A 25,312-nucleotide genomic window follows, 5' to 3' on the forward strand; every position below is an offset into this window, starting at 1 on the left:
TCTCGTTCGCATGCGTGTGGTGGTTCCCAAAGCGCGCTGGAAGCTCGTTGAGATGTGCTAGTTCAGGAGGGTGCCTTTAAGCGTCTCACTCAAGAAGTTGCGGCTCGAAAAGGCCCTGGGTGGTTGCAAGCTGAACTTTCAGGCGGTCAGCAATGCAACCCCATGACTCAACCTCACGTCGATCGAATGCTACAAGCTGGTTGTTGGAAACTCGGGCACTAGTTGGTGCCCTGCAAGGGTGCGACGCGGCGGGCTCCGGCTGCACGCGTGATGGGGCGGTGAAATCCAAGTTTTGAAGCAGACGTGAGACTTGCTGCATCGACGATCTCCCCGCGATTGTTCCGTGCGCCGTCGGCTGGTCTACGTTCGGCCGGATCCCGTTCAGTCCGCTTCGCAGCAGTAGTCCAGGGTGAGCCTCGTTAGTCACAGGGCGTGGGCGGTGCCCGAAGCGAACTTACGGGCGTTTGGACAGCTCTCCGAGGAAGCGCGTCACATCCTCGGCGACTCTCTCCGGACACTCCCAGAGCACAAGGTGACCGGTCCCTTCGTAGATCTGCACTCGTGCGTCCTTGATGCGGCCAACCAGGGTTTCCTGATGCTGTCGCGGCACAAGGTGATCGTGGGCGCCCCAAAGCATCAGCGTCGGGACGGAAATCTCGCCAGTCTCCGTTGGAGGAACGGCCTCGCAGAATCCTCGCATTGAAGCCTTCCAAACCGAGGCTGGCATGGCTAGACCGTCCTGTACTCGGTCCTCAATGTATGAGGTCGGCACGGCGTGCAGCATTCTGTACCAGGCCAAAGACTCACGAACCCAGTTCTCTGAGATCGGGTCAGTAAGCCGCTCCACCTCTGCCGCAAATGGTGGCCTTCCGTGGAGCGTCAAGGGTGCTCCTACCAACGTCAAGGATGCGACAAGGTCCGGATGAGAGACAGCGAGTTGCTGGGCTACGTAACCACCGCTGGATGAACCCAGGACATGTGCCTGTCTGGCGCCGAATGCCTCCAACACGCCGACGACGTCCTCAACAACTTCGGAAAGCGAGTAGCCGTTGCCGGGTTTGTCGGCCGCACCATGACCCCTCAAGTCAGGAGCCACAATCACAATCCCCGGAAGCGCCGCAATGAGGCGATCGAAACTCCGCCAGGATTCGCCCCAGGCGTGTAGGAGCAGCAGTGGTGCGCCGCCGTCGTCAATTGCTTGTTCAAGGTTCCCTTGCACAAAACAAGGCACGCTGATCCCGGTTTTCAGAGACACGGTCCTGACTTCGGACTCCATGGCCTCAGCGTACGCTCGCCCGGCCGCTGGCAGGAAGGACGTGCTAACCCCGCCCAACCTCCCAAGCCCGCACTCCATCCGCGATCTCCCCCGCATGCGTGTGGTGAAGGTAGTGCTCGCCGGGGATAGGCACCACGGTGCCGTCGGTGACGCTGGCGACCTGGCGGCGGTGCAGCTCGAGCCACTCCGGGTTCTGTTTGTTCTCCGCAACCGCGAACAACAGCAGCGGCAGATCCTTCGGGAAGCCGGTTCCAAGGGCGCGCTGGAAGTTCGAGCCTATGTGCTCCATCTCGTTGAGGTACGTGGGCGACATCGAGTTCCGGTTGGTGAGCATCTGCATTTGATCATTTGCATAGTCCGAGTAGGCGGGGTTGTTGTCGTCCGCGAACGCGATGGCAGTGATCACCCGCAGCAGGCCAAGGCTTTTCGCCGCTGACATCAAGCCCGTGGGGAACTGCGTATCGGTGCCCGGTTGCCCGGGCACGGAGGTATCGATGCCCACAAAGGCGCTCACCTCATCCGGGTACCGTTTGACGTAGTCGATGCCGTAGATGCCGGCGATCGAGTGGCCCATAAGGATGTAGCGGTTGACGTGGAGGGACTGCAGGGCGCTATGGACTTCCTGCACGATGTTCTCAGTGGTGCGCTCGCGGTCAGTGCCGTCGCTCAACCCGTAGCCCAAGGGTTCCACCACAATCACCCGATGGTCCTTGGCGAGGTCCCTCACCAAGGGCGCGAAGTCGAGAACTGGCGACGACGTTCCAAACCCCGGCAGTAGAACGACGTCTTTGAGCCCACTACCGGTCACCAAGACGTTCATCTTGCTGCCGTTCACATCCACACGCTGGCCATAGGACTCGATCTTGCTGGTCTCGGCGTTGCTCGCGACCACGTTCACCACGGTGGTAGTCGCCAACCCTAGCGCCACCACGGCTCCAATGGCTGAGACTGTCACGAGCAATTTCTTAACTGACCTCTTCAAACATCCCTTTCCAGTGCGCGCCGTGCGCCCTGTATCCAGCCTCGCGTTTGCTGGCCGCGAGCGCGTCACCCCAGGGTTCTGAGTTGGGTAGTCCGTTCGGAGTACCTGACTCCGTACTCCGGGCCCGAGACTCCTGCTCATCGTGGCGCTCGCGCCCGCCACAGTGACGCTCTTAGGGTGCGGCCGGCTCACTGCCGCGCTCCGAGCAAGCCTCCTTGCTAGGCCGTCATAGCCCTCGCCGGAATTAGCCACACTCAGGAGACAGTGCTAATCCACGTGTGTCGGCGACTGCCACCGTGGTGTTTACAGTCACCGCAGTCCCACTAAATGTCGGCCCATTCGACTCGCTAGGCCTCCAGTCCGTCATAGGCAGCGCCGCCAATCTGAGCGTGATCACCGAAGATCTAGTAGTCCCCTACATGCGCTAATGCGAATGCGAACCGTATCCTAACCCCGCGAGAGATGTCCGTCGGCCGGGCACTCGGTGACGTTGGCGTATGAGTTCTGCCTGTAAGCGTTGGGCATTAGGTTTGCGGATCCCAGTGAAACGCAAATCCGCTCACTTCCACATTCTCCCAGGCATTGCCGCCCCAAACCTAGGGTGATAAACGATTTATGTGCACAGGGCTCGACTAAAGATGCGAGACACCACAGCCGGCTGAAGAATCCGACCCTCACCGGCAGCGCGCTAAAGACATCTCTCCGAAGACGTAGCATCCATACAGCATCCGGACGAGAGCCCTGGCAGCGACCCAACACGGATGTGACTAGGCTAAAGACTATTTCCGCTACAAGGAAAAGTCGTTCACCTAAGCGTTGGCAAACCGTCAGCGTGTTTCCATTATCGATTAGTCTAGTAGATGATAGGCGAAGCCGCCATTGACAACCAGGAGAATCATTTGAAGTCGGAAACCCTAATCGCCACATCAATTCAATATCTTTCAATTAATTCAAATTTTAGCGCCAAGTCCCAGATTCTATCCAACTTCCTTGGAACCATAAAACAGCTAGAGCTTTTGGCACGCGGCTATGCGGCAAACAAACAACCTCGATGGAGCGCGGTCAAATTATGCGTCGGTCAGGCTCAGTCCTTCTTGGAGCTAGAACTAAGAAGCATCTCCCACTCACCCTCACTTGCCCTATCGCAAGCGATAAGCGATTTTAACAGCCTTCCCGAGCAAAGCGACAAGTCTTCCGCATGCGTTCGGATCGCCGAAGAAATCAGTCAATGGCGCAGCCAACTGAACCACAACAGGTACGGAGGCAGCATACTCACTGCAGCGAGAAACCTGAGCGATGCGGGATTGGGCGGATACCTAGCCGGAGCCTTTAGTGCCCTCCTCGTGGAGCAAGGCTGGAATTACTCAGGACTCAGCAGAACAGACCTCGTGGCACGGTTCACCAGCGAAACAGAGCTTCTTGATTACTTATTTCCCAGCGGGAATAAAATCTACGAGCTCACATTTGCCATTCGTGGCGTGCGTAAGCTGGCTGAGATCGAAAAGGTGCTATCGGGAGCATTCTGTTGGCGGGTAAAGGACGAGGGCGAAGATGGGCCGTCGCTCGTCTACTACAATGTGGACAAAGAAAGTCGCTCGAAATTCAAATGGCATTTCTCACACAAGGTCAAAGAAGGACGCTTCGCCGGCTGCTTTGTTTCGTTTGAATGGGCCGCGCCATCAGGACAGATAGCGGCCGTTCAAGCAAGAACTTTTTTGGAGGGCAAACTCGAAAATTACCGAGCGGGGCGTCGAGCGCCGCATGCGCGCTTGCAGGAAACCATCTTGTATTCGTTGGATGGTCGCAAGGTCCGCAGTTATGGCGATGAGCCAATGCGGTACTCCAAGTCTTCCGCCTACCCCGCACTCCATGAGACAAGTCCCGAGATTGAGAGGCTCTTCGGACTGAATCGACTCGCAAGAGAGGCGCACTCAGAGTCGATTGCAGCCATGTACGGCTGGATATTTTTCGAAAGTGCCGGAATGAAAAGTGAGGCTGTACAGAGTAACATCCCAAAACTTCTTGCATTACAAGAGTTTAGGAATGATCTGGTCACACTTCGTTCAGATATAACCACTGAACTTTCCGTTAGTTATCAGAAGCGGGTTAGGCAACTCAAATCCACGCTCTGGAACTATCGTCGTTCTATTTCCGTTTCGCCCAACGCATATAAGATTGGTGACGAATGGACAGTTAATCTCTCGCGTACTGTTATCCTACAACAAATGCGTGCCGTTTCGGCCAACCTGGTATCCCAGCAGGCGGCCGAACTCGATCTTGCTAGCAGCCTTACCAGCCACGGTCGTACGGCTAATCCTAATTCATGGTTCTCGCATCTTTCTTCCTGGGCCCAAAGAAAGCAAGAGACAACTGCGGGTGAGGACAACTTAGCAATGACACTTGAAATCCTATCCAAAGTGCCCGAATTTCTTCCCATATGCGCTGACCGGCTTGGCCTAGTTAAATCCACTTTATCAAGCGCATCCAGCTTGCGTTCACATTTGTCTCACCGAAGGGATTATTACTCAGGACTGTTGAACACTATGTACGCAGTAAGGAATATGGCGTCTCATGAGGGAAGAATTGGCAGCATTGACTTGATCGGATTCGGAATGCTGTCAGGATGGCTAACTGATGCTTACCTGGAAATTCTGACTAACTGGTTCCGTAAGAGTCGCAGTGTAGTCTCGTGCGTTGACGTTGCTTTGGAAATAGTCGGCCGTTATGACCAGATTGTCGACAGTGACTACCTGGACCTGATATCCGATTTCGGATTGATGGACCTCGAAAACTTGACTCAACCGGGATGGGCGAACGGCCTTACTCCTCTGTCACCGACGCCGTAGGGCGCGTTATCACCTCGGTTCCAGTACCTGCCTCCGTCCCAGCGCCACCCTGGTTCGAAAACCTCCCCGTGCCCGAGTCCGCGCGATCTGGCCACATTCGACGGAACAAGTCGATCCTCTGTGGGATATCCGCATGCACGTCAACTAGCACGAAGCCGACTTCTGGAACCCTGAGTTTGGACGATCCCGTCTAGATACCTCGTGGTTACAGCGGCCTGATTGTCAGGCGAGGGACGCAACTCAGCTGGGTACGTGGTTCGGCTCCGGCGCTCGGCACATACAACCGCTAAGTGGGCGTAATGGAGAGGCCATCCATGGCGGCAGAAGGGGGGAGGTGACTCCTGTATTCAGGCTACCGTGTCGAATGCGGAGAGTCTTATTGAGCACTTTCTCCAAGATGTAGTCAGTGCTCAGCCCGGGACCACGAACGTCGTGACCTTAATTCCGCTAGCGGTCCCTGCACTCCCGCCGGGTTTCCAGAAATGCAGCGTCAACGATGATGAGGCGGTGACGCACACAGACGAAACCGCGGTGAAGAACGCTGTGGTGACGATATCGCCGCTGTCGCCTGTCCTCGATATCGGCAGCATCAGCATGCCCGCGCCGACGATGATCACCGCCAGGAAAGCCAGAGGCACCAGACGCACCGGATGCAGCAGCCCCGACACCAAGCGCTGCCCTTGGTCAGCAACAGCCAACTGCAGCGGGCTGCGGCGGATGAGGGAGCGTTCAGTCATGCCCGATCTTCCTAATGGGTAGGCTTCCGTGCCGAAGCTAGCACCGTGCCGAAGCTAGCACCGATCAGCTATGGATCGGCGGGAAGCAGGCAGATCTTGACGAATCCTTAACGCCTCCGCGTTAAGAGCGCATCAAGATTTCCCACGTCCGCATTAAGGAACCGTAAGGAACGTCTTTTCAGCACTTTTGCGGGAGTTGACTGTCATCAGCCCCGCAATCGGGGCACTGATGAAAGGACGTTCCAGTGGCCGACGTGGCTGTTGTGGTGATTCTTGTGGTGAGCATGGGAATCGTGATGTGGGTGGCCCACCTGTTGGGCAAGATGGTGGACGGCGAAGGCCCGGTGAGTGGGCGATGAACGCGGACGCGATCATGTGGGTCAGTCTGTTCATCCTTGGCCTGGCCCTTGCAGGGTACCTGCTGGCAGTGCTCCTCAACCCGGAAAAGTGGTGACCCCGGGTGGTCTTCAGCACTGCATCCTTCATCACCCAGATAGCCGTACTGCTTCTGGTCCTCGCTCTCCTGCACAAGCCTTTGGGCGTGTACATGGCCCGGGTCTTCTCCGGTGCCAAACACTCAAAGCCTGAAAAGATCCTCTACCGCCTGGCCGGAGTGGACGCCGGGACTGAACAGAGCTGGTCTGTATATCTGCGCAGCGTTCTGCTCTTCTCGCTGATCTCCATTCTTGTGATCTTCGCGTTGCAGCGTCTCCAAGGCGTGCTCCCGGGCAGCAACTCCCTGCCGGGCGTAGACCCATGGGTCGCCATGAACACGGCGATCTCGTTCGTCACCAACACCAACTGGCAAACATACGTTCCCGAGGCCACCGTGGGCATCTTCGTCCAGATGTGCCTGCTCGCCGTGCAGAACTTCCTCTCTGCCGCAGTGGGAATCGTGGTGGTCGTGGCCCTGATCCGCGGCATCGTAAGGACCACAACAGACCGGTTGGGCAACTTCTGGGTGGACCTCGCCCGCGCTTCCTTCCGCATCCTGTTGCCCATCGCGACCGTAGCGGCCATCGCCTTGGTGATTGGCGGCGTCGTGCAGAACTTCTGGTCCACCGACGTCACGAACGCCGCCACCGGCGCCGCGCAGACCATTCCCGGCGGTCCCGTGGCCTCACAGGAAGCCATCAAAGTCCTGGGCACCAACGGAGGCGGCTACTTCAACGCCAACTCAGCCCACCCCTTCGAAAACCCGAGCGTCTTCACCAGCCTGTTCCAGGTTTTCCTCATCCTCCTCATCCCTTCCGCACTGCCGTACATGTACGGGCGGATGGTGGGAGACCAGCGCCAGGGCTACACCGTCGCCGCTGTGATGGGCGCACTCTGGTTGACCTCGACGTGCCTGATGGCTTGGGCCGTCTCCTCCGCACAAGGAACGGCGACGGCGGCAGCCGGCGGCCTGGGTGAAGGCTTCGAACAGCGCCTGGGTCCGGCGGCCAGTTCCATCTTCGCCGCGTCCACAACCCTGACCTCCACCGGAGCGGTGAACGTCGCCCACGACTCACTGCCTCCCTTGGCCGGCGGCGTCGCAATGCTGAACATGATGCTCGGCGAAGTGGCACCCGGCGGAACAGGATCCGGACTCTACGGCATGCTGGTCCTGGCCATCATCGCGGTCTTCATCGCAGGGCTGATGGTGGGGCGGACCCCGGAATTCCTGGGCAAGAAGATCAGCCCCCGCGAAATGAAAATCGCGGCCCTCTACATCCTGGTAACCCCCACTCTGGTGCTGGTACTCGCCGCTGTTTCGGCACTCCTGCCGGAGGTGATGGCCAATGCCCCGGCATCAGGACCGCACCAGTTCAGCGAACTGCTCTACGCCTTCACCTCCGGTGCCAACAACAACGGTTCAGCCTTCGGCGGCATCACCAGCTCCGGCCCCTACCTCTCCACCCTGTTGGGGCTCGCCATGCTGTTGGGCCGGTTCCTGCCCATCGCCTTGGTCCTTGCGCTCGCAGGTTCCCTGGCACGGCAAAGGAAAATCCCGGTCTCCTCCGGCACGGTACCAACCCACGGCCCGCTGTTCGGCTCCCTGCTGCTGGGCGTGACCGTGATCCTCACCGCGCTCAGCTACTTCCCCGCCCTGGCTCTGGGCCCCCTCGCAGAAGGACTTATCAAATGACCAACTCCAGCACGGCTCCGGCCGCGGAGTCCGAAAAACCCGGCCACCCCGTTGATGCTCCGCCCGTTCCACTGGAACACAAGCACCACACCAAGGCACCGGCCAAGCTCAATGCCGCCTCGCTTCGGGCTGCCCTCCCGGTCGCGTTCAAGAAGCTCGATCCCCGGCAAATGGTCCACTCCCCCGTCATGTTCGTCGTGCTGGTGGGAGCAGCGGCCTGTACCGTGATCAGCGCCGTGAAGCCGGACATTTTCGGCATCGCAGTCACCGCATGGCTGTGGCTGACGGTGCTGTTCGGAACACTCTCCGAAGCCATCGCCGAAGGCCGCGGAAAGGCCCAGGCGGACAGCCTCCGGGCAGGCCGCCAGGGCGTCACGGCACGGCTGCGCCAGGACGATGGAACCACCAAAGTGGTGGCCGGCACTGACCTGAAGCTCAACGACGTCGTCATCTGCGAAGCCGGGGACGTCATCCCCTCCGACGGCGAAATCATCGAAGGCCTGGCCAGCGTGGACGAGTCCACCATCACCGGCGAATCAGCACCGGTCATCAGGGAGTCCGGCGGCGACAGGTCCTCGGTGACCGGCGGAACCAAGGTCCTCTCCGACAAGATCGTCGTGCGCATCACCGCCGAGCCCGGAGAAACGTTCATCGACAGGATGATCAAGCTGGTTGAGGGCGCCGTCCGGCAAAAGACCCCCAACGAGATCGCCCTTCACGTCCTGCTCGTCTCACTGACCATCGTGTTCCTGGTAGTGACCATGGCCCTGGCGCCCTTCGCATCACTGGCGAACGCCACTCCGTCTCCCATCGTGCTGGTTGCGCTGCTGGTCTGCCTCATCCCCACCACCATTGGTGCGTTGGTGCCGGCCATCGGCATCGCGGGCATGGACCGGCTGGTGCAGCACAATGTACTGGCAACATCCGGCCGGGCAGTGGAAACCGCCGGCGACATCACCACGCTGCTGCTCGACAAGACCGGCACCATCACCTACGGGAACCGGCGTGCCGTGAACTTCTTCCCGGCCAACGACGTCGGACTCGATGAACTCACCGCCGCCGCCCGGCTCTCCAGCCTGGCCGACGAAACACCGGAAGGCCGCTCCATCGTGGAGCTCGCCGATGCCCGCGGTATCGGCGGTCCCGACCTCGCCGGACTGCGCACCGCCTACTCGGACATCACGGTTGTGGAGTTCACCGCCAGCACCCGGATGAGCGGGCTGGACCTGGACGGCCGCCTCATCCGCAAAGGCGCCGCGTCCGCCGTCGGGCATTTTGTCACCGACGCCGGCGGTCGCCTCCCGGCGGAAGTCCAGCGCCGCGTCCAGGAGATTTCCGCCCAAGGCGGCACCCCGCTGCTGGTAGCCGAAAGCACGCACGACGGCGGCGCACGGGTTCTGGGAACAGTTCACCTTGCCGATGTGGTCAAGCCGGGCATGAAAGCCCGCTTCGCCGAGCTGCGCGCCATGGGAATCCGAACGGTCATGATCACCGGTGACAACCCGGTGACGGCCAAAGCGATCGCGGCGGAGGCCGGCGTCGACGACTTCGTTGCCGAAGCCACGCCCGAGGACAAACTCGACGTCATCCGCCGGGAGCAAGGTGAAGGACGCCTGGTGGCCATGACCGGAGACGGCACCAACGATGCTCCGGCCCTGGCGGCGGCGGATGTGGGAGTGGCCATGAACTCCGGCACGCCGGCGGCCAAAGAAGCAGCCAACATGGTGGACCTCGACTCGGACCCCACCAAACTGATCAACATCGTGGGCATCGGCAAGCAGCTGCTCATTACCCGGGGAGCTTTGACCACGTTCTCTGTGGCCAATGATGTTGCCAAGTACTTCGCCATTGTTCCGGCGCTGTTCACGGCAGCCTTCCCGGGGCTTGGACTGCTGAACATCATGGGGCTGGCCAGTCCGGCGTCGGCGATTCTGTCAGCCGTGATCTTCAACGCCCTCATCATCATTGTCCTGGTCCCCTTGGCATTGCGGGGCGTGAAGTACCGGGCAGTGTCAGCCAACCAGGCCCTGGGCCGGAATCTGCTGCTCTACGGATTGGGCGGTCTGGTTGCCCCGTTCCTCGGAATCAAACTCATCGACCTGGTCTTGTCCCTCATCCCAGGCATCGGCTAGGAGCCACCCATGAACACCATTTCCGGATACCTTCGCCAAGCAGGCACCGCAGTCAGGTTCCTGCTGCTGGCAACCATCGTGCTGGGTTTGCTCTACCCCCTGGTGGTCTTCGGCGCAGGGCAGCTGGTTGCGCCGTTCCAGGCCAACGGATCCATCGTGAAGGACTCCGCCGGGCGGCCGGCAGCATCAGCGCTCATAGCCCAGACCATGGCGGACGAATCAGGAACTCAGAGCCCACAGTGGTTCCACGCCCGGCCGTCCGCCGTCATGTGGGACCCGGCATCGTCCTCAGCAAGCAACCTAGGACCCAACGATCCCAAACTCCTGGACGCCGTGAACAGCAACCGTGCAGCTATCGCGGCGGCGGAGGGCGCCAACCCAGCCGACATTCCGGCTGATGCCCTCACGGCCAGCGGATCAGGCCTGGACCCGCACATTTCAAAGGCCTACGCGGATCTCCAGGTCCAGCGGGTTGCCAAAGCCCACGGTCTCGAAGCCGGCGAGGTTCAGACCTTGGTGGACCAGCAGACCAGCAGCGGGCTCGAGGCCTTCCTCAGCCAGCCCTCAGTCAACGTGACCTTGCTGAATCTGGATGTCGCCCGGCTGGCCGCGAACCCGTGAGTAGCTTCGGTTCCCGAGTGGAAGAATGAGGACATGGCGCGGGCAACACTGAGGATTTTTCTGGGGGCAGCACCGGGCGTCGGCAAAACTTACGCAATGCTCGAAGAAGCCCACAGGCTGCTGGGCCGCGGCGAGGACGTGGTGGTGGCATTCGCCATGCACCACGGACGCGCCGATACCCAAGCGCTCACCCAGGGGCTGGAGATCGTGCCGACCCGGTCCATCGAGTACAGGGGAAGCACCTTCGAAGAGATGGACCTGGACGCGGTCCTGGCCCGGCGCCCACACACCGCGGTCGTGGATGAGTATGCCCACACCAACATTCCCGGGAGCCGGAACCAGAAGCGCTGGCAGGACATTGAGGAATTGCTGGACGCCGGCATCAATGTCCTGTCCACGGTGAACGTGCAACACCTGGCCTCCCTGGGCGATGTTGTCAGCGCCATCACCGACGTCAAGCAGGCCGAAACCGTCCCGGACGACGTCGTGCGCCGCGCTGACCAGATCCATCTGGTGGATATTTCGCCCGAGCTGCTCCGGCAACGCCTGGGCGACGGCAAGATCTACGATGCCGACAAGATCGACGCTGCCCTGTCCAACTACTTCCGGGTGGGCAACCTGACAGCACTGCGGGAACTGGCGCTGCTCTGGCTCGCCGACCGCGTGGACGAAGGATTGGCGCGCTACCGGGCAGAGAACCAGATCGAGGAAAGCTGGCCTGCCCGCGAGCGCATCGTCATCGGGCTGACCGGGGGCGCCGAAGGCGAAGTACTGATCCGGCGTGCCGCGCGGATCCTCAAGAGGGTCAACGGCGGTGACCTCCTGGCCGTCCACGTCCGGGCAGCTGACGGTGTGGCCGCCGAGTCCCCCCAGGACCTGGAAGCCCAACGCACCCTGGTCAAGGACCTCGGCGGCAGCTACCACACCGTCTCCGGAGAAGACCCTGCCAAGGCGCTGCTGGACTTTGCCCGGAGTGTGAACGCCACCCAGATCGTGGTGGGAGTATCACGCCGCAAATTCCCCGCGAACCTGCTCAGCGGTGGCGTGGGAAGCCGCGTCGTCAGAGGATCCGGCGACATCGACGTCCATATGGTCTCCCACCCCCTGGGAGGCCGCGGCCTGGAGCGCACCCGCAAACGCGACCTCGGGCGTGTGCGTGTAGCCGTCGGTTTTGCCATGGCCGTGATCGTTCCGGTGCTGCTGCAGCTGGTGCTTGCGGCGGCCCCAACCCACAACATTGCCACGGCAGTGCTGATCCAGCTCAGCGGCTCGGTAGCCGTTGCCCTGGTGGGTGGCTTGTGGCCCGCCCTTCTGGGTGCGCTCTGGAGCAGCGTCCTGGTGAACTACTTCTCCATTCCGCCGATGGGGACATTGACCATCAGTGACCCACAGAACCTCCTGGCCCTCCTGGTGTTCGCCGGAGTTTCTTCCGCGGTGGCTGTGGTGGTGGACCTCTCCGCTCGGCGCTCGAAGGAGGCAGCACGCGCACGCTCTGAAGCAGCCACCCTGGCAGACCTCACCCGCGGGGCAACCACCGCAGACGACCCCGTGCAGGATCTCCTGGAACAAGCACTGGAAGTCTTCCAGGTCCACGGCGCGGCACTGTACGTTTCCTCTGCTGGGGACTACCGGCAGCTCCGGCCGTCCCCAGCAGAGCCGGAATGGCGCCGCGTCGCTGCAGCGGGCAGCACCCAAGGTGACCAGGACGACGTCGACAACATTGAACAGGTGGACAGCACCACCAGGCTGGTCCTCAGCGGCCGGATACTGCCCGCCAGCGACCGTCGGCTCCTCGGAGCCTTCGGCACGCATCTGTCCGCTTTGCTCGAACGTGGCCAGCTCGCCGCCACCCGCCGGGAAGTTACGCGGCTGGCCGAAAGCAACACCATGCGGACCTCCATCCTCAGGGCCGTTTCGCATGACCTCCGCACACCCCTGGCGGGCATCAAGCTCGCTGTTGGAGGGTTGCGCCAGCCTGGCGTGCAGTACACCGAGGACGAAGAGCAGGAACTGCTGGCAACCATCGACGAATGCTCGGACCGCTTGGACGGGTTGGTCGGCAATCTGCTGGACATGTCCCGCATCACTTCAGATTCCGTCAATGCCCTCATCAAGCCCCTGCGCTGGTACGACGTGATCCCCGCAGCCCTGCATGGCATCGCACCTGGACGGGTCCGGGTGGACCTGCCACCCAACATGCCCGAAGTGGACGCCGACGCCGGCATGCTGGAACGGGTCATCGCGAACATCGTGGAAAATGCCGTGAAATACGCCCCTGACTCCGAGGTGGTCATCGCCGGCGCCGCGGGAGGGTTCAGCACCACAACCCTGGACGGCAGGCCCGCCGGCGAACTGCGCATCATTGACCACGGCCAAGGCGTCCCGGCCAGCAACGTCCTGAAAATGTTCCAGCCCTTCCAACGGCTGGACGATGTTCCTGCGACCACGGGAGTGGGCCTGGGCCTTGCCGTAGCCCAAGGATTCACCGAGGCCATGGGTGGCACACTCACCGCCGAAGAAACACCCGGAGGCGGACTCACCATGCTCATCAGGCTCCCCCTCTCCACAGGCCCCGCCCCGGACCTGCCGCAACGCCCCGCGGCTCCCCCTGTTACCGCACTGCCTGCCCCGAAAGGCCCCTAGTGAACATTCTGGTCGTGGACGACGACCCCCACATTGTCAGGGCGCTCGCCATCACCTTGAAAGGCCAGGGATACACGGTGGTGACCGCCACCGATGGAGAGTCCGCCCTTCGCGCCGCCGCCCAACGGCCCATCGCGGTGATGATCCTGGACCTCGGCCTGCCCGACATGGACGGGAACGCCGTCATCGCTGCAGTGCGTGAATGGAGTGCTGTACCGATTCTGGTGCTCTCCGCCCGGCACGGCTCCAACGACAAAGTGGAAGCCCTGGACGCAGGGGCTGACGATTACATCACCAAGCCCTTCGGGTTGGAGGAACTCCTGGCAAGGCTGCGGGCGTTGTTGCGCCGAAGCACCGAACCCAGCGAAGAGATCACCAGGGTTGAGACCAGCTCCTTCACAGTGGACCTGGGCAAGAGGCAAATCACCAAGGCCGGCCAGGACGTCCGTATGACACCCACGGAATGGAACATCCTGGACATCCTGGTCAGGAACCCGGACAAGCTCATCACCCAGCAGCAACTCCTCACGGAAGTCTGGGGCCCTGCCTACGCCAAGGAAGCCAACTACCTCCGCGTCTACATGGCCCAGCTCCGCCGAAAACTCGAAAAGGAACCGGGGAGCCCCCGGCACCTGATCACCGAGCCAGGGATGGGCTACAGGTTTGTCCCCTGAGTCCGGCAGGTGCCCCGCACCGCCGTCGTCATTCTCAAGCTTTTTCGGCAGCCGCTTTCAGGTCTGCGGCGAACTGGGTGAAACTGGCGTCGAAGGACGGAATCTTATTGGCGAAGAGCGGGAAGACGGGCCCGCCTATCTTCTCCGCCATCTCGAAGCGGGACCGGCCGTCGTTGGTCTCGGTGATGGTGTAAGTCCGGGTTCCCAGAGCGTCACCCCAGGCGAGCTTGGCAGGCGCTTGGAATTCCTTGACTTTGAGTTTGAACGTGCGGCTGGGGTCCAACGTGGACACCAAGGTGATCTTCGATCCCGGAGCAATCTCACCGTCCACTGACACCACCGTGGAATTCCACGTGGGGTAATTCCCGGCGTCGGTCAACAGCCCCCACACCGTGGAGGGAGGCGCGTCGATGAGAGTGGCTACCCGCGTCTCACGACTGAATGTCTTGCTGGTAGTGGTGGCAGTTCCATCGGATATCTCAGACATGGCTTCCGGCTCCTCTACGCGGGAATGCGGTGATGATGATGATGCTACAGGTGCGCTGCTACATTGAAAGCCATGATTTGGGGAGCCCGTAAATTCTTTGCTGCTGTCACTGGCGCGGCCCTGCTGGGGAGTTCCCTGAGCGCTTGCGTTGGACCACAGCCAGGCTCCACCACTTCGCCGCTCCCCACGTGCCGGGCCGCCTTTCCTTCGGCACCACCTGAAGGCATCCTGGCGGGCGTGAATCTGGACTGGGAGCACGAAACCCTTGAGCAATACGCGGCGAACCTTGGGCAACGGCCCGCTGTCACGGTGACGTTCACCGACTTTCCCATGTCGGGGACAGATAGAGGGAACGTTGAAGCCGCGTTCGAGCAGATCCGTGCCAACGGCGGGACGATGCTGCTCACCCTCGAGCCCAAGCAAGGGTTGGCTTCCGTCACACCGGAGGTTGCCGTCGAGTTGTCAACCATGCTGGCCCGGTTCAACAACGCAGGCGTTCCCGTGATCGTCCGGTTCGCCCACGAGATGAATGGGTCCTGGTATGCCTGGGGCCAGCAACCCACGGCCTACGTGGCCGCCTATCAGCGCGTGGCCACAGCAGTTCATGCAAAGGCGGCAGGAAGCGCCATGATGTGGGCGCCGAACTATGGCGGCGGATACCCCTTTAGCGGCGGTAAGTATCAAGCCGTAGCCGGAACACCGGAGTTCGCTGCGTTGGACACCAACAAAGATGGCGAAGTCACCGGCGTTGACGATCCCTACGCCCCCTACTACCCCGGGGATGATGCAGTGGATTGGGTGGGCATGTCCCTCTACCACTGGGGCAATACCTATCCGTGGGGTGCCAACGTCATTCCCGAGCAGGGCAAATTCCTTCAGCAACTGACCGGCAACTACAACGGTGCCGGCGGCGACGATCTCGCCGTCCCGGACTTCTATACCGAGTACGGGACCGCCCGGAACAAACCCGTGGCCATCCCTGAGACTGCGGCCCTCACGGTCGCATCAGGCGAGGGTGCCGACGCTTTGGCCATTAAAGAGGCCTGGTGGGGTCAGCTCTTCGATCCGGCCATCCCCACGGACTACCCCGCCCTGAAAATGATCAACTGGTTCGAATGGGACAAGAACGAGGTTGAGGTGAAGGCCACCGTGGACTGGACGGCAACCAAAAATCCCCAGGTGCGCGAGGCGTACACGGCGGCCCTCCCGGACTGGTTCACCTTCGCCGACGCTCCCGCAGCATGTTCGCCCGCCGGAGACGCATCATCCTGAGCCTCTGCGCGCACACCAGCATTAGGGGGCCAGAGCAGGGAGATAGGGGGCTGCGGCAGGGAGCAGGCGCGGCTGGAGTGGCCTACCATTAGGCGCATGGAGACCTTTGACCCTACCGAGCACATCCGCGGGCTCCACGAGCTGGTGGCTGGCTCCGCGGACATCAAGGCAATCCTCGATGGCCTGACCCGGTTCGCATCAACTGCCATCAGCCAAGCCAGCGGAGCCCGTATCGATTGTGCCGTGACACTTCGCCGGCGCAAACGCACAGCCACCGTTGCGGGCAGCAGTGAGAAGGCTGTGCACCTGGACCATATTGAACAAACCCTCAAGGAGGGTCCCTGCCTGGAAGCCCTGGACAAGGGGCGCCCGGTGCTGCTGGCCGACGTCGAAACTGACATCGACTGGCCCGAGTACAGCCGGCTGCTTGCAGCAGAAGGCGTCCACAGCGCCCTCGGGGTGCCTATGATGCTGGGCGAAACCTCGGAGGCAGTTCTGAACTTCTTCGCGCCGGCGCCGGGACTCTTCACCGAGGACGTCATCAGGGAGGCCACTGATTTTGCGGACGTTGCCGGAAGCACGTTGCGCCTTGCTATCCGGATCGAAGCCACAGAGCAGCTGAACACGGACCTGAAGGCCGCCATGGCCAGCAGAACAGTGATTGACCTTGCCTGCGGCGTGATCATGGCCCAGAACCGCTGTGGACACGACGAGGCGTTCCAGCTGTTGACCACCGCCTCCAGCCACCGAAACCAGAAACTCCGCGTCGTAGCCGAAGAGATTGTTGAAAGGGTAACCGGGAGCAGCGACGGAAAGCTCAACTTCGAGGACTAGTTGCAGTAACCCGAAAGAGCCGCGTAACGGCCTTAGGTACATCATTGGATGAATACACTCATCGATGTACTCTAAAATTATGCAGGTTCTCTCCAACGCACCGGTCCTCGCCAGATTTGGCTACGCGATCTCGGACGCCACCCGAGCCAAGGTTCTGTTGGCCCTTGCCGAGGCTCCGTCCTTCCCGTCCGACTTGGCAGACGCGATTGGCGTATCACGGCAAAGCATGTCCAATCACCTGACGTGCTTGAGAGGGTGCGGACTGGTGGTCGCGATCCCCGACGGCCGCCGTACCCGCTATGAACTCGCCGATCCCCGGCTGGGCCATGCCATCAAGGACCTGATGAGCGTCGTCCTCTCCGTCGATCCCGCCTGCTGCGCACCCGACGGGAGCTGCATCGCATGAGCACATTCCAAGGAACAATGCACCCCGCGCGCCGGCTCACCTTGATGCGCCGCATTCGGATTTTCGCTGCAGCCACCATCAGCTACAACGTCATCGAGGCCGCGGTGGCACTGTGGGCCGGCGGTGTAGCGGATTCCTCGGCCCTGGTCGGCTTCGGTCTCGACTCAATCATCGAAGTCACGTCCGCCTTGGCATTGTCCTGGCAGTTCTCCAGCAAGGATCCGGAACGGCGTGAACATCTCACCCTCCGGGTGATCGCGCTTTCCTTCTTTGCCTTGGCCGCGTTCGTGGCCCTCGACGCCGTCCGCTCGCTGACAGGGGCCGGAGAAGCCCGGCACTCCACCGCAGGCATCATCATTGCCGCCCTTAGCCTGGCCATCATGCCGGTACTGTCCTGGGCACAGCGCACCGCGGGCCGGGAGCTCGGCTCAAGGACCGCCGTCGCCGATTCGAAACAGACGCTCCTGTGCACGTACCTTTCTGCCGTCCTGCTGATCGGACTGGTGCTCAACAGCACCCTGGGGTGGTGGTGGGCGGACGCCGGCGCCGCACTGGTCATAGCCGGTATCGCCGTCAGGGAAGGCATCAACGCCTGGCAGGGGGACAGCTGTTGCGCACCTGTGGTGCAGCGCCCGAAAGGCACGGGTGAATCGGCCACTATCGGCACCACGGAACCGGACGCAACAGATTCCTGCTGTGCCGGGTGTGCATCTTCGGCAATCCCGCTCCCGGGGATCTCTATCGAAAGCCGGTAGGCCGCCCGGCAGAAACAGACGCACCCTCAGCAGTGGAAGCTTCAGCCAGCCATCCCAACGCCTCCAGTCGCGACGTGAAAAACATGGTGGGGCACGGAACCTTGCTGGTGTGAAGCTGGTACTGGACCACGGTGCGGTCCACCGGGCTCTCTCCCAGTAACGCGATCCTGGACGCGGCGCACGGTTCCTCGAAGACCTCCCGCGCCCGACGGCTCAGGAACCCAGTGGCAGCCATGTCCACCAGCAGCGGGAGTTTCCGACCGTCCGCAAGTCTATTGACGGCATCCACGGCCGCACGGGCATTCCCCGCTTCGATGCGCACGCCGTGGTTCCACACCAGATGCAGGACACCCTTTTCCAGACGGAGGACGCTGTCGTCCAACTCAATCTGTTCCATCCTGCACCTCCTACGTAACCGTCTCCTGCCCCTGCGGTGATCCGCTGGACTTAGTAAAGAACAATTATCTGCCCTGCGCCCGAGTAATCGGTACTTGCCTTTTGCCTCCGTCGGCATTAGGAACTACCTACCCGTACGCGCGCAATTGGCACTGTCGTGCCATGTGTCAGAGTGGAGTCACTGATCGCGGGAAACAAGGAGCACTGTGAGTACGGAACTAGCGTGGAGCCGCGGCGAGTGGACCAACCAGCCGGCCGCCGTCGTCGAGGATGGAACCGACCTGCTGGTCACCGCAGCCGAAGGCAGCGACGCCTGGCGCGTCACCTCCTACGGTTTCGTGCACGACACCGAACACGCGCTGCTTGCCCCGTTTCCGCTGGACAGCGCCATGGAGGTTGGGTTCACCGCCGCGTTCTCGCAGCAGTTCGACCAGGCGGGGATTTTCGTCCGAGTCAGCGCCGGGCATTGTGTCAAGGCGGGCGTTGAATTCGCCGACGGCGCCGCTCAACTGGGCGCAGTGGTCACCGACCGTTTCTCGGACTGGTCTTTGGCACCGGTCCCGGAGTGGAACGGCGGCCGGGTCCGTGTGCGCATCAGCCGCTCGGGCGACGCACTGACCATCCGGGCCGCGGCGGGGACCGGCCCGCTGCAACTGGTGCGCGTGGTTCCTTTCGCCCCGGAGCTGGCCGCCTTCGCCGGCCCATTCACCTGCGCCCCCACCCGCGCCGGACTCACCGTTCCGTTCCACTCCTGGCGGGTTACTCCCCCTGACAGCCAGCTCCACTGACGATTGGCTTGCGGGGTGGTCACTTCATGAGATTATGGAGACTTCCGCAGCTTGCCATCGACGGCGGCTGCAACACAGTCGGCTCCGTAACAGTCCTATGGGGGGCACATCACGGTGGAAGATACTGCAAGTCTTTGGCGTACTGACCCTTCGACATTCCGCGACGTGGTGATCGACCGCGCCGCACTGGAAGCTGCACTGGCCGGCGATTGTCCGCCCATGGAGCGCGTAAGGTACCTGGGCTTGCTCCGCCGGGACACTGAAGCCCTGGACGAAGGCTTCAAGCTTCTACCCGACTCCCCCGACCGCCGCGAGTTGCTGCTGATTCTCGCCCAGGTCTACCAACGGCAATACCGCTGGCACGATGCCGCAGTTCTTCACGAAAAGGCGCTCCGGACCGTTCGGACACCCGACGAGGAAGCCTACGTCCGCCACCACATTGGCCGCCGCCTGTTCGACGAAGCCCGTTTCCGTGCCGCTGCAGACGAGTTCCAGTGGGCCGCGGACCTCTACCGGGTGGCCGGCAACCTCGAAGCGGTGGAAGAAAACCGCCAGGCCATGCGCCGGGCCTTGCAAGTGCACAGCGACGAGCGAAGCGGCGGAAGGCCGGCGTTCGAGCTCTCCTGACTTAGTGATTAGCTGTTTGTATGCATGAACAGCTCCCCATCGTTGAATTCGCCTTCCCCGGGCCACTTCGCGATCGCTTGGTCAGTGCGATCCTGGCTGGCCGCAAGACTGCTACAACTTCCCTTCTCCACGAATACGAGGTCGGCAACGAACCGCTGCCCGTTGTCGGGCACAGGGGTGCGGTCATCGATTCGGATGGACAGAGGGTGGCGGTGATTCACACTACAGCGGTCCGGATCGTCCCACTCCGCGATGTTCCGTTGGATCACGTGCTGGCCGAAGGAGAGGGGTACGTTACGGTCACAGACTGGCTGGTCGGCCACACCGGATTCTGGTCATCAGAGCCAATGAAAGCGGAGCTTGGCGAGGATTTCACCATCACCGACTCATCGCTTGTTGTACTTGAACAATTCAGGGTCGCCGGTTGACCACCGCCCTTACGTCCAACGGCTGATGTAGCATAGTAAGCAAGCTGACTATTTGCGATAGGCCGGGGGTGCCTGAATGCCTGATATGGACCGTTGGCCAACCAGCCGGTTGCTGTCTACGGCAGCGAGACTGGTGGAGCTGGCATGGAACGAAAAACTGCGCCCACTTGGCCTCACCTATCCGGCAGTGCTCACCCTCGATGCCGTGGCAACCGGTGGGCCCATCACCCCTGGAAAACTGGCCCAGAACGTCCGCGTGCAGGCGCAGACCATGGGCCCGCTCCTCAACAGGCTCGAAGCCCGCGGATACATCCTCAAAGAACCCAACCGCTTTGACCGACGCAGCCAACTGGTGTCGATCACCCCATTGGGCCTTGACCTGTTGGAACAGTCCCACGGCCAGGAAAACTCGGTGCTCTCCACCATCAATCTGGACTCCGAGGGACTCCGCGACGAACTCATGGCCATCGTGCGGGACACCCCCTTCCACTAGCTCTCAGGGGCCTGCGTAGACGGAACCCTCCGCGGCAAGGCAGTATGGAGTTAACGCTGATGAAGTCCGGCGCTAGAAAAGTTGTATCTCCACACCCCGGGCCAGCGTGACGTACTGCGATGCCCGGACCAAGCAAAAGGGCATCATGAGTGAACTTCGAATAGGCGACAGCCTCCCCGTAGACCTTCTTAGCTTCAGGGCAGCAGAATGCCTTGTATCAACAGGCGCGCCTGAATCAGAGGATGTCTGTGTTCTGGATGCAGGGCACACCGGCAACCACCTGGCTGCCGGTGCAGACATGGTAGTCAGGGCCGTCTGGAGCTAAGGCAAGGACAAATGCCAAGGGGAAGCGACCCAGCCGGGCCGCTTCCCCTTGGCATTTAACCTACGTGCCGCAGAAAGTCCGGTACGGGCCGAAACTCTCAGGCGCCGGAGCCGCGAACTTCTCCAGTCCAGGGCGTTCCGAATAAGGCGAGCTGAGCGCCTCCAGCAGTTCCGCCGTCGGGCCCTTGTCCCCGTTCGTCGCAGCCGCGAGTGCCTCTTCCACAAGATGGTTCCGCGGGATGTAGATCGGGTTGACCCTGTCCATGGCATCAGCGTCGGGCTTCTGGGCCCGCCACCGCTCCAGCCAGTCGTCAAACGCCGGGAGATCGAGAAGCACGCCGCGGACGGGCTCGGCATCCCCGCGGGCCGCCTTGCCGAGGTTGCGGAAGAACGAGGTGTAGTCGGCGCGCGCTTCCTGGACCAGCATAAGGAGGTCATCCACCAGAGGCGACGCAACGGCGTCGTCGATTCCCTCCGGAAGCCCCAGCTTGGCTTGCATGCCACTGAACCAGGCAGCGCTGTACTGCTGCCGGAAACCGCCCAGTGCTTCGACGGCGAGCGCCACCGCCTGCTCCTCGTCATCATGGATCAAAGGCACCAGCGATTCCGCGAACCGGGCCAGGTTCCACTCGGCCACCACCGGCTGGTTGCGGTAGGCGTACCGGCCCTGCTCATCGATGGAGCTGTACACCGCACCGGGATCGAACCCGTCCATGAAGGCGCATGGACCGTAGTCGATGGTTTCGCCGGACACCGTCATGTTGTCCGTGTTCATGACGCCGTGGACGAAGCCCACCAGCATCCACTGGGCTACAAGCCGCGCCTGGACCGCTATGACGCCCTTGAGCAGGGCGAGGTACGGATTGTCTGCAGTGCTCGACGACGGGTGGTGGCGTTCGATTGCATGGTCGGCCAGGCGGCGCAACAGTTCGATGTCGTTGCCGGCCCTCGCGTACTGGAAGCTGCCCACCCGGATGTGGCTGCTCGCCACGCGGGTGAGGACCGCGCCCGGGAGGACTGTCTCGCGCTGGACCGATAGGCCCGTGGCGACGACCGCCAAGGACCTGGTGGTCGGAATATTCAGGGCGTGCATCGCTTCACTGACGATGTACTCGCGCAGCATGGGTCCGACGACGGCCCGGCCATCGCCGTTCCGCGCGAATGGCGTCCGGCCGGAACCCTTCAAATGGATGTCGCGTAGCTTCCCGTCAGTGTCGGCGACCTCACCCAAAAGCAGCGCGCGCCCGTCCCCCAACCGCGGGGAATAAAAACCGAACTGGTGCCCGGAATAGCCCTGTGCCACCGGGGTTGCATCCTCCGGCAGGGCGTTGCCGATCAGCAGCCGCACGCCCTCCGGGCTCCGCAGGAAACCAGGGTCAAAGCCAAGTTCGACGGCGAGTGGTTCATTGACCAGCAGAAGCTGCGGATCCGGGGCCTCCTCCGCCCGCCACGGAACAGCCAGCTCGGGGAAGTCGCGGGCGAAGTGGCCCTCGAAGGCAATGGTCGATTCGGCGGAGTGGCTCATCAATTAAGGATAGGGCGGTTTTGGGCGGGGGTGGTAAGGATGCTGAGGGACGCGGACTGCAAGAGTTAGGGCGTCCGCGGGTTATCCTTCAAGCCGTGACTACTACAACCGACACCACCGAGACCGAGATTCAACGAAGGCTCGGCCAGTCTTATAAGAAGACCTCAATCATCCTGGGCGTCATCGGCATGTTCATCCTGGGAATTCCTTTGGGCATCGCGGCCTTTATCTTTGCCCGCAAAGCCGAGACCCAAGGCGTCAAGGCCACTGCTGGGATCGTGCTGGCTGTCCTTGATATCGTCCTGGCGATCGTGGTCATGGTAGTGCTCAAGCCGTTCAACATTTAGGCGGGCGCACTCCCCTCCCTTCCGGCCTCTACGGCTGAAAGAGCGAGCCAACCGGGATTAACACCCGACAGCTCCGACTCAAGGAATGGTGACTTGCTCGTCGACCCGCTCCGTGAACGGGAGCCTGTCCGGACAGGCCACGGATGCCATCACCGGCCCTCCGGGTTTTGCTGTGTATCGCACACACGCGCTGACGGTTCGCTGTTCAGCCCACCAACCCCCACTGGTGGTTAGGTGTTCGCGGAAGTACCGGTCGGCATGGAAGTTGCCGTCGGCCTCCCAACCGAACGAGTATGTGACGCTGCTTCCCTGTAACTTTGAGCGCACGGCGTCCCTGTCGGACGTATCCGTGGCCGCGGTAAACCCGATGAACCAGTCCATACCCTCTGCAGCGCGGTCCCGGATGGCGCTTCGTCCCAGTTCCTCGATGCCGGGCCGGGCACATGAGGACAAGGCCACCAGGATGACCATTGCGCAGCAAAGCGTCCAGCCACGTCTCATTCATTCCCCCAAAACTTATGAAACCCCAGCCTAACCCTGGGCGGGCACCAGCGGACGGTGACGCGTCCGCCGTCGTACATTGCCACCATCGATCGCTCCCCCGCGAGCCCCCTGGAACGTCGAGCGCCTGACCGCGAAGCTGAAGAGCGAATACTCCGTTGTTGGAGGGTAGCTTTCACCCCCAACGTCCCGTGTAACCCTCTTGTAACCCCCTCCGCCCTTTACTTGTGACGTGGGCCACTTTCCAGTGAATGATGTGCCGGATGGTGTCCACTCGCAAGCAACGGAAAGAGGAATCATGCCTGACACACCCAACGGTGCTATGGAAACCTGGCTGGCGCAGTTCGACGCAGCCCTGCGCAGCCGGGACATCGAAGCAGCACTGGCGCTGTTTGATGACGAATCGTATTGGCGCGACTTCGTCTCCTTCACCTGGAACCTCAAGACCCTTGAGGGCAAGGCCGGGATCAAGGACATGCTGGAGGCCGTGCTCGGCGATGTCCAGCCATCCAACTGGGCCTTGGCCGAGGACGCCGCGGGCGACGCCATGAACCCCGAAGCCTGGGTCAATTTCGAGACCCTGCAAGGAAAGGGCTACGCACACCTGCGGCTCCGCAACGGAAAGTGCTGGACACTGCTGACAACCATGCAGGAGCTCAAAGGATACGAAGAAAAGAAGGGTCCCCACCGCGAACAAGGAGTGGCCCACAGTATCGAAAAAGGCAGGAAGTCCTGGCTGGAACGCAAAGAGGAAGAAGCTGCCAGGCTCGGCTATGAGGACCAGCCCTACGCCCTGGTCATTGGCGGCGGGCAGGGCGGCATCGGCCTCGGTGCACGGCTCCGGAGACTGGGCGTGCCCACCATCATTGTGGACAAGAACGCCCGTCCCGGTGACGCCTGGCGCAACCGGTACAAGTCCCTGCACCTGCACGACCCCGTCTGGTACGACCACCTGCCGTATCTGAACTTCCCCGACGACTGGCCGGTCTTCGCAGCCAAGGACAAGATCGGCGACTGGCTTGAGCACTACACCAGCATCATGGAGCTCAACTACTGGTCCAATACCGAATGCACCAAAGCTCGGTGGGATGAGGAAAGCGGTACGTGGGAGGTCACCGTCATCCGCGACGGCGAACGGGTCACCTTGCGTCCCCGGCAGCTTGTCTTCGCCTTGGGCGTTTCCGGCTACCCCAACATCCCGGTCTTCGACGGCGCCGACTCCTTCCTTGGGGAGCAATACCACTCCTCCAAGCACCCCGGCGGTGGGGACTGGACCGGCAAGAAAGCTGTAGTGATCGGCTCCAACAATTCCGCCCACGATATCTGCGCGGACCTCTGGGAGCACGGAGCGGACGTGACCATGGTCCAACGTTCATCCACCCACATCGCCCGGAGCGAATCCCTGATGGACCTGGCCCTCGGCGATCTCTATTCCGAAAAAGCACTGGCCAACGGAGTGACCACCGAAAAGGCCGACCTCCTCTTCGCTTCCCTGCCCTACCGCATCCTTCCGGAGGCCCAGGTGCCGGTGTACCAGGAAATGGCAAAGCGCGACGCCGGGTTCTACTCCCAGCTCGAAGCCGCCGGATTTGAGCTGGACTTCGGAGTGGACGGTTCCGGCCTGTTCCTCAAGTACCTGAGGCGCGGCTCCGGCTACTACATCGACGTCGGCGCATCGCAGCTGATCATCGACGGCCGCGTGAAGCTCGCCAACGGCCAGGTCAGCAAAATTACCGGCAACGCCGTGATCATGGACAACGGCGACGAACTCGAAGCCGACGTGATCATCTACGCAACCGGTTACGGCTCCATGAACGGCTGGCTCGCCGACCTCGTCTCACCCGAAGTGGCAGACCAAGTGGGCAAGTGCTGGGGGTACGGCTCCGACACCCCCAAAGACCCCGGGCCCTGGGAAGGAGAACTGCGCAATATGTGGAAACCCACCAACGTGGAGAACCTCTGGATCCACGGCGGAAACCTGCACCAAAGCCGGCACTACTCCAAGTACCTCGCCCTGCAGCTGAAAGCCCGGATGGAAGGGCTCCCCACCCCCGTGTACAGCCTGCAGCCATCCCACCACACCCGCTGAA

Annotated in this window: 24 protein-coding genes; 17 read left to right on the top strand and 7 right to left on the bottom strand. The window is 61.8% G+C overall.

Features of this window, described 5'->3' with window-relative positions:
• Positions 1-454: 454 nt before the first annotated feature.
• Both ACNAOU_RS17265 and ACNAOU_RS17270 read right to left on the bottom strand, forming a co-directional pair.
• Positions 455-1,276 (bottom strand): alpha/beta fold hydrolase, encoded by an 822-nt coding sequence (locus ACNAOU_RS17265; protein WP_422757335.1) that lies wholly within the window; start codon positions 1,274-1,276, stop codon positions 455-457.
• 43 nt (positions 1,277-1,319) lie between these two features.
• Positions 1,320-2,231 carry an alpha/beta fold hydrolase gene (locus ACNAOU_RS17270; RefSeq protein ID WP_422757336.1) on the bottom strand — a complete coding sequence of 304 codons (912 nt, stop codon included), beginning with the start codon at positions 2,229-2,231 and terminating at the stop codon, positions 1,320-1,322.
• A gap of 926 nt (positions 2,232-3,157) precedes the next feature.
• Here ACNAOU_RS17270 and ACNAOU_RS17275 point away from each other — a divergent pair.
• Entirely contained in the window at positions 3,158-5,104 is a 1,947-nt protein-coding gene (locus ACNAOU_RS17275; protein ID WP_422757337.1) for a hypothetical protein, read from the top strand.
• Positions 5,105-5,514: 410 nt separating this feature from the next.
• Here ACNAOU_RS17275 and ACNAOU_RS17280 read toward each other — a convergent pair whose 3' ends face one another.
• Positions 5,515-5,841 carry a hypothetical protein gene (locus tag ACNAOU_RS17280; protein WP_422757338.1) on the bottom strand — a complete coding sequence of 109 codons (327 nt, stop codon included), beginning with the start codon at positions 5,839-5,841 and terminating at the stop codon, positions 5,515-5,517.
• 355 nt (positions 5,842-6,196) lie between these two features.
• Between ACNAOU_RS17280 and kdpF the strand changes: the two genes are divergently transcribed.
• The 6 genes from kdpF to ACNAOU_RS17310 are packed head-to-tail and all read left to right on the top strand — an operon-like array spanning position 6,197 to position 14,039.
• Positions 6,197-6,295 carry a K(+)-transporting ATPase subunit F gene (gene kdpF / locus ACNAOU_RS17285; RefSeq protein ID WP_110503754.1) on the top strand — a complete coding sequence of 33 codons (99 nt, stop codon included), beginning with the start codon at positions 6,197-6,199 and terminating at the stop codon, positions 6,293-6,295.
• A gap of 6 nt (positions 6,296-6,301) precedes the next feature.
• On the top strand, positions 6,302-7,969 hold the full coding sequence (gene kdpA, locus ACNAOU_RS17290; protein WP_422757340.1) for a potassium-transporting ATPase subunit KdpA: 1,668 nt from the start codon (positions 6,302-6,304) through the stop codon (positions 7,967-7,969).
• Complete coding sequence (kdpB, locus tag ACNAOU_RS17295) at positions 7,966-10,101, top strand: potassium-transporting ATPase subunit KdpB (RefSeq protein ID WP_422757341.1); 2,136 nt, start codon at positions 7,966-7,968, stop codon at positions 10,099-10,101. Before kdpA ends, kdpB begins: the two co-directional genes overlap by 4 nt.
• Before the next feature lie 9 nt (positions 10,102-10,110).
• On the top strand, positions 10,111-10,722 hold the full coding sequence (kdpC, locus tag ACNAOU_RS17300) for a K(+)-transporting ATPase subunit C (RefSeq protein ID WP_422757343.1): 612 nt from the start codon (positions 10,111-10,113) through the stop codon (positions 10,720-10,722).
• A 33-nt stretch (positions 10,723-10,755) separates the two neighbouring features.
• A complete protein-coding gene (locus tag ACNAOU_RS17305) occupies positions 10,756-13,365 on the top strand; it encodes an ATP-binding protein (protein ID WP_422757344.1) in 2,610 nt (869 codons plus the stop codon).
• Positions 13,365-14,039, top strand: coding sequence for a response regulator (locus tag ACNAOU_RS17310; RefSeq protein ID WP_079580903.1), 675 nt, complete (start codon positions 13,365-13,367; stop codon positions 14,037-14,039). The genes ACNAOU_RS17305 and ACNAOU_RS17310 overlap by 1 nt, the downstream gene beginning before the upstream one ends.
• A gap of 34 nt (positions 14,040-14,073) precedes the next feature.
• Here the strand turns inward: ACNAOU_RS17310 and ACNAOU_RS17315 are convergent, their stop codons facing one another.
• Positions 14,074-14,526: an SRPBCC domain-containing protein gene (locus ACNAOU_RS17315; protein ID WP_422757345.1), complete on the bottom strand. Its 453-nt coding sequence runs from the start codon at positions 14,524-14,526 to the stop codon at positions 14,074-14,076.
• Between the two features lie 72 nt (positions 14,527-14,598).
• Between ACNAOU_RS17315 and ACNAOU_RS17320 the strand changes: the two genes are divergently transcribed.
• From ACNAOU_RS17320 to ACNAOU_RS17335, 4 genes are all read left to right on the top strand, one after another.
• Complete coding sequence (locus tag ACNAOU_RS17320; RefSeq protein ID WP_422757346.1) at positions 14,599-15,798, top strand: glycoside hydrolase family 26 protein; 1,200 nt, start codon at positions 14,599-14,601, stop codon at positions 15,796-15,798.
• 96 nt (positions 15,799-15,894) lie between these two features.
• Positions 15,895-16,632 (top strand): GAF and ANTAR domain-containing protein, encoded by a 738-nt coding sequence (locus ACNAOU_RS17325; protein ID WP_018776902.1) that lies wholly within the window; start codon positions 15,895-15,897, stop codon positions 16,630-16,632.
• Positions 16,633-16,711: 79 nt separating this feature from the next.
• Positions 16,712-17,038 (top strand): ArsR/SmtB family transcription factor, encoded by a 327-nt coding sequence (locus ACNAOU_RS17330; protein WP_110503748.1) that lies wholly within the window; start codon positions 16,712-16,714, stop codon positions 17,036-17,038.
• A complete protein-coding gene (locus ACNAOU_RS17335) occupies positions 17,035-17,793 on the top strand; it encodes a cation diffusion facilitator family transporter (protein WP_281444981.1) in 759 nt (252 codons plus the stop codon). The genes ACNAOU_RS17330 and ACNAOU_RS17335 overlap by 4 nt, the downstream gene beginning before the upstream one ends.
• Here the strand turns inward: ACNAOU_RS17335 and ACNAOU_RS17340 are convergent.
• On the bottom strand, positions 17,777-18,190 hold the full coding sequence (locus tag ACNAOU_RS17340; RefSeq protein ID WP_039242673.1) for an STAS/SEC14 domain-containing protein: 414 nt from the start codon (positions 18,188-18,190) through the stop codon (positions 17,777-17,779). The genes ACNAOU_RS17335 and ACNAOU_RS17340 overlap by 17 nt on opposite strands.
• A 205-nt stretch (positions 18,191-18,395) precedes the next feature.
• Between ACNAOU_RS17340 and ACNAOU_RS17345 the strand changes: the two genes are divergently transcribed.
• The 4 genes from ACNAOU_RS17345 to ACNAOU_RS17360 all read left to right on the top strand — a co-directional run bounded on the left by ACNAOU_RS17345 (position 18,396) and on the right by ACNAOU_RS17360 (position 20,525).
• Positions 18,396-18,977, top strand: coding sequence for a DUF1349 domain-containing protein (locus ACNAOU_RS17345; protein WP_422757347.1), 582 nt, complete (start codon positions 18,396-18,398; stop codon positions 18,975-18,977).
• Between the two features lie 165 nt (positions 18,978-19,142).
• The gene (locus ACNAOU_RS17350; protein WP_018776905.1) at positions 19,143-19,604 is read left to right on the top strand and encodes a hypothetical protein; all 462 of its coding nucleotides are present in this window, start codon (positions 19,143-19,145) and stop codon (positions 19,602-19,604) included.
• A gap of 20 nt (positions 19,605-19,624) precedes the next feature.
• On the top strand, positions 19,625-20,032 hold the full coding sequence (locus ACNAOU_RS17355; RefSeq protein ID WP_055971327.1) for an ASCH domain-containing protein: 408 nt from the start codon (positions 19,625-19,627) through the stop codon (positions 20,030-20,032).
• Between the two features lie 76 nt (positions 20,033-20,108).
• The gene (locus ACNAOU_RS17360; RefSeq protein ID WP_026267045.1) at positions 20,109-20,525 is read left to right on the top strand and encodes a MarR family winged helix-turn-helix transcriptional regulator; all 417 of its coding nucleotides are present in this window, start codon (positions 20,109-20,111) and stop codon (positions 20,523-20,525) included.
• A 385-nt stretch (positions 20,526-20,910) separates the two neighbouring features.
• Here the strand turns inward: ACNAOU_RS17360 and ACNAOU_RS17365 are convergent, their stop codons facing one another.
• Positions 20,911-22,374, bottom strand: a complete 1,464-nt coding sequence (locus ACNAOU_RS17365) for a protein adenylyltransferase SelO (protein ID WP_422757348.1) — start codon at positions 22,372-22,374, stop codon at positions 20,911-20,913.
• A 95-nt stretch (positions 22,375-22,469) separates the two neighbouring features.
• Between ACNAOU_RS17365 and ACNAOU_RS17370 the strand changes: the two genes are divergently transcribed.
• Positions 22,470-22,721: a hypothetical protein gene (locus ACNAOU_RS17370; protein WP_055971322.1), complete on the top strand. Its 252-nt coding sequence runs from the start codon at positions 22,470-22,472 to the stop codon at positions 22,719-22,721.
• Between the two features lie 78 nt (positions 22,722-22,799).
• Here the strand turns inward: ACNAOU_RS17370 and ACNAOU_RS17375 are convergent, their stop codons facing one another.
• Positions 22,800-23,222 carry a hypothetical protein gene (locus ACNAOU_RS17375; protein ID WP_422757349.1) on the bottom strand — a complete coding sequence of 141 codons (423 nt, stop codon included), beginning with the start codon at positions 23,220-23,222 and terminating at the stop codon, positions 22,800-22,802.
• Positions 23,223-23,520: 298 nt separating this feature from the next.
• Between ACNAOU_RS17375 and ACNAOU_RS17380 the strand changes: the two genes are divergently transcribed.
• A complete protein-coding gene (locus ACNAOU_RS17380; protein WP_039242685.1) occupies positions 23,521-25,311 on the top strand; it encodes an NAD(P)/FAD-dependent oxidoreductase in 1,791 nt (596 codons plus the stop codon).
• Position 25,312 lies beyond the last annotated feature (1 nt).

It is taken from the genome of Paenarthrobacter sp. C1, assembly GCF_049315185.1.
Classification (GTDB): Bacteria; Actinomycetota; Actinomycetes; order Actinomycetales; family Micrococcaceae; genus Arthrobacter; species Arthrobacter nicotinovorans.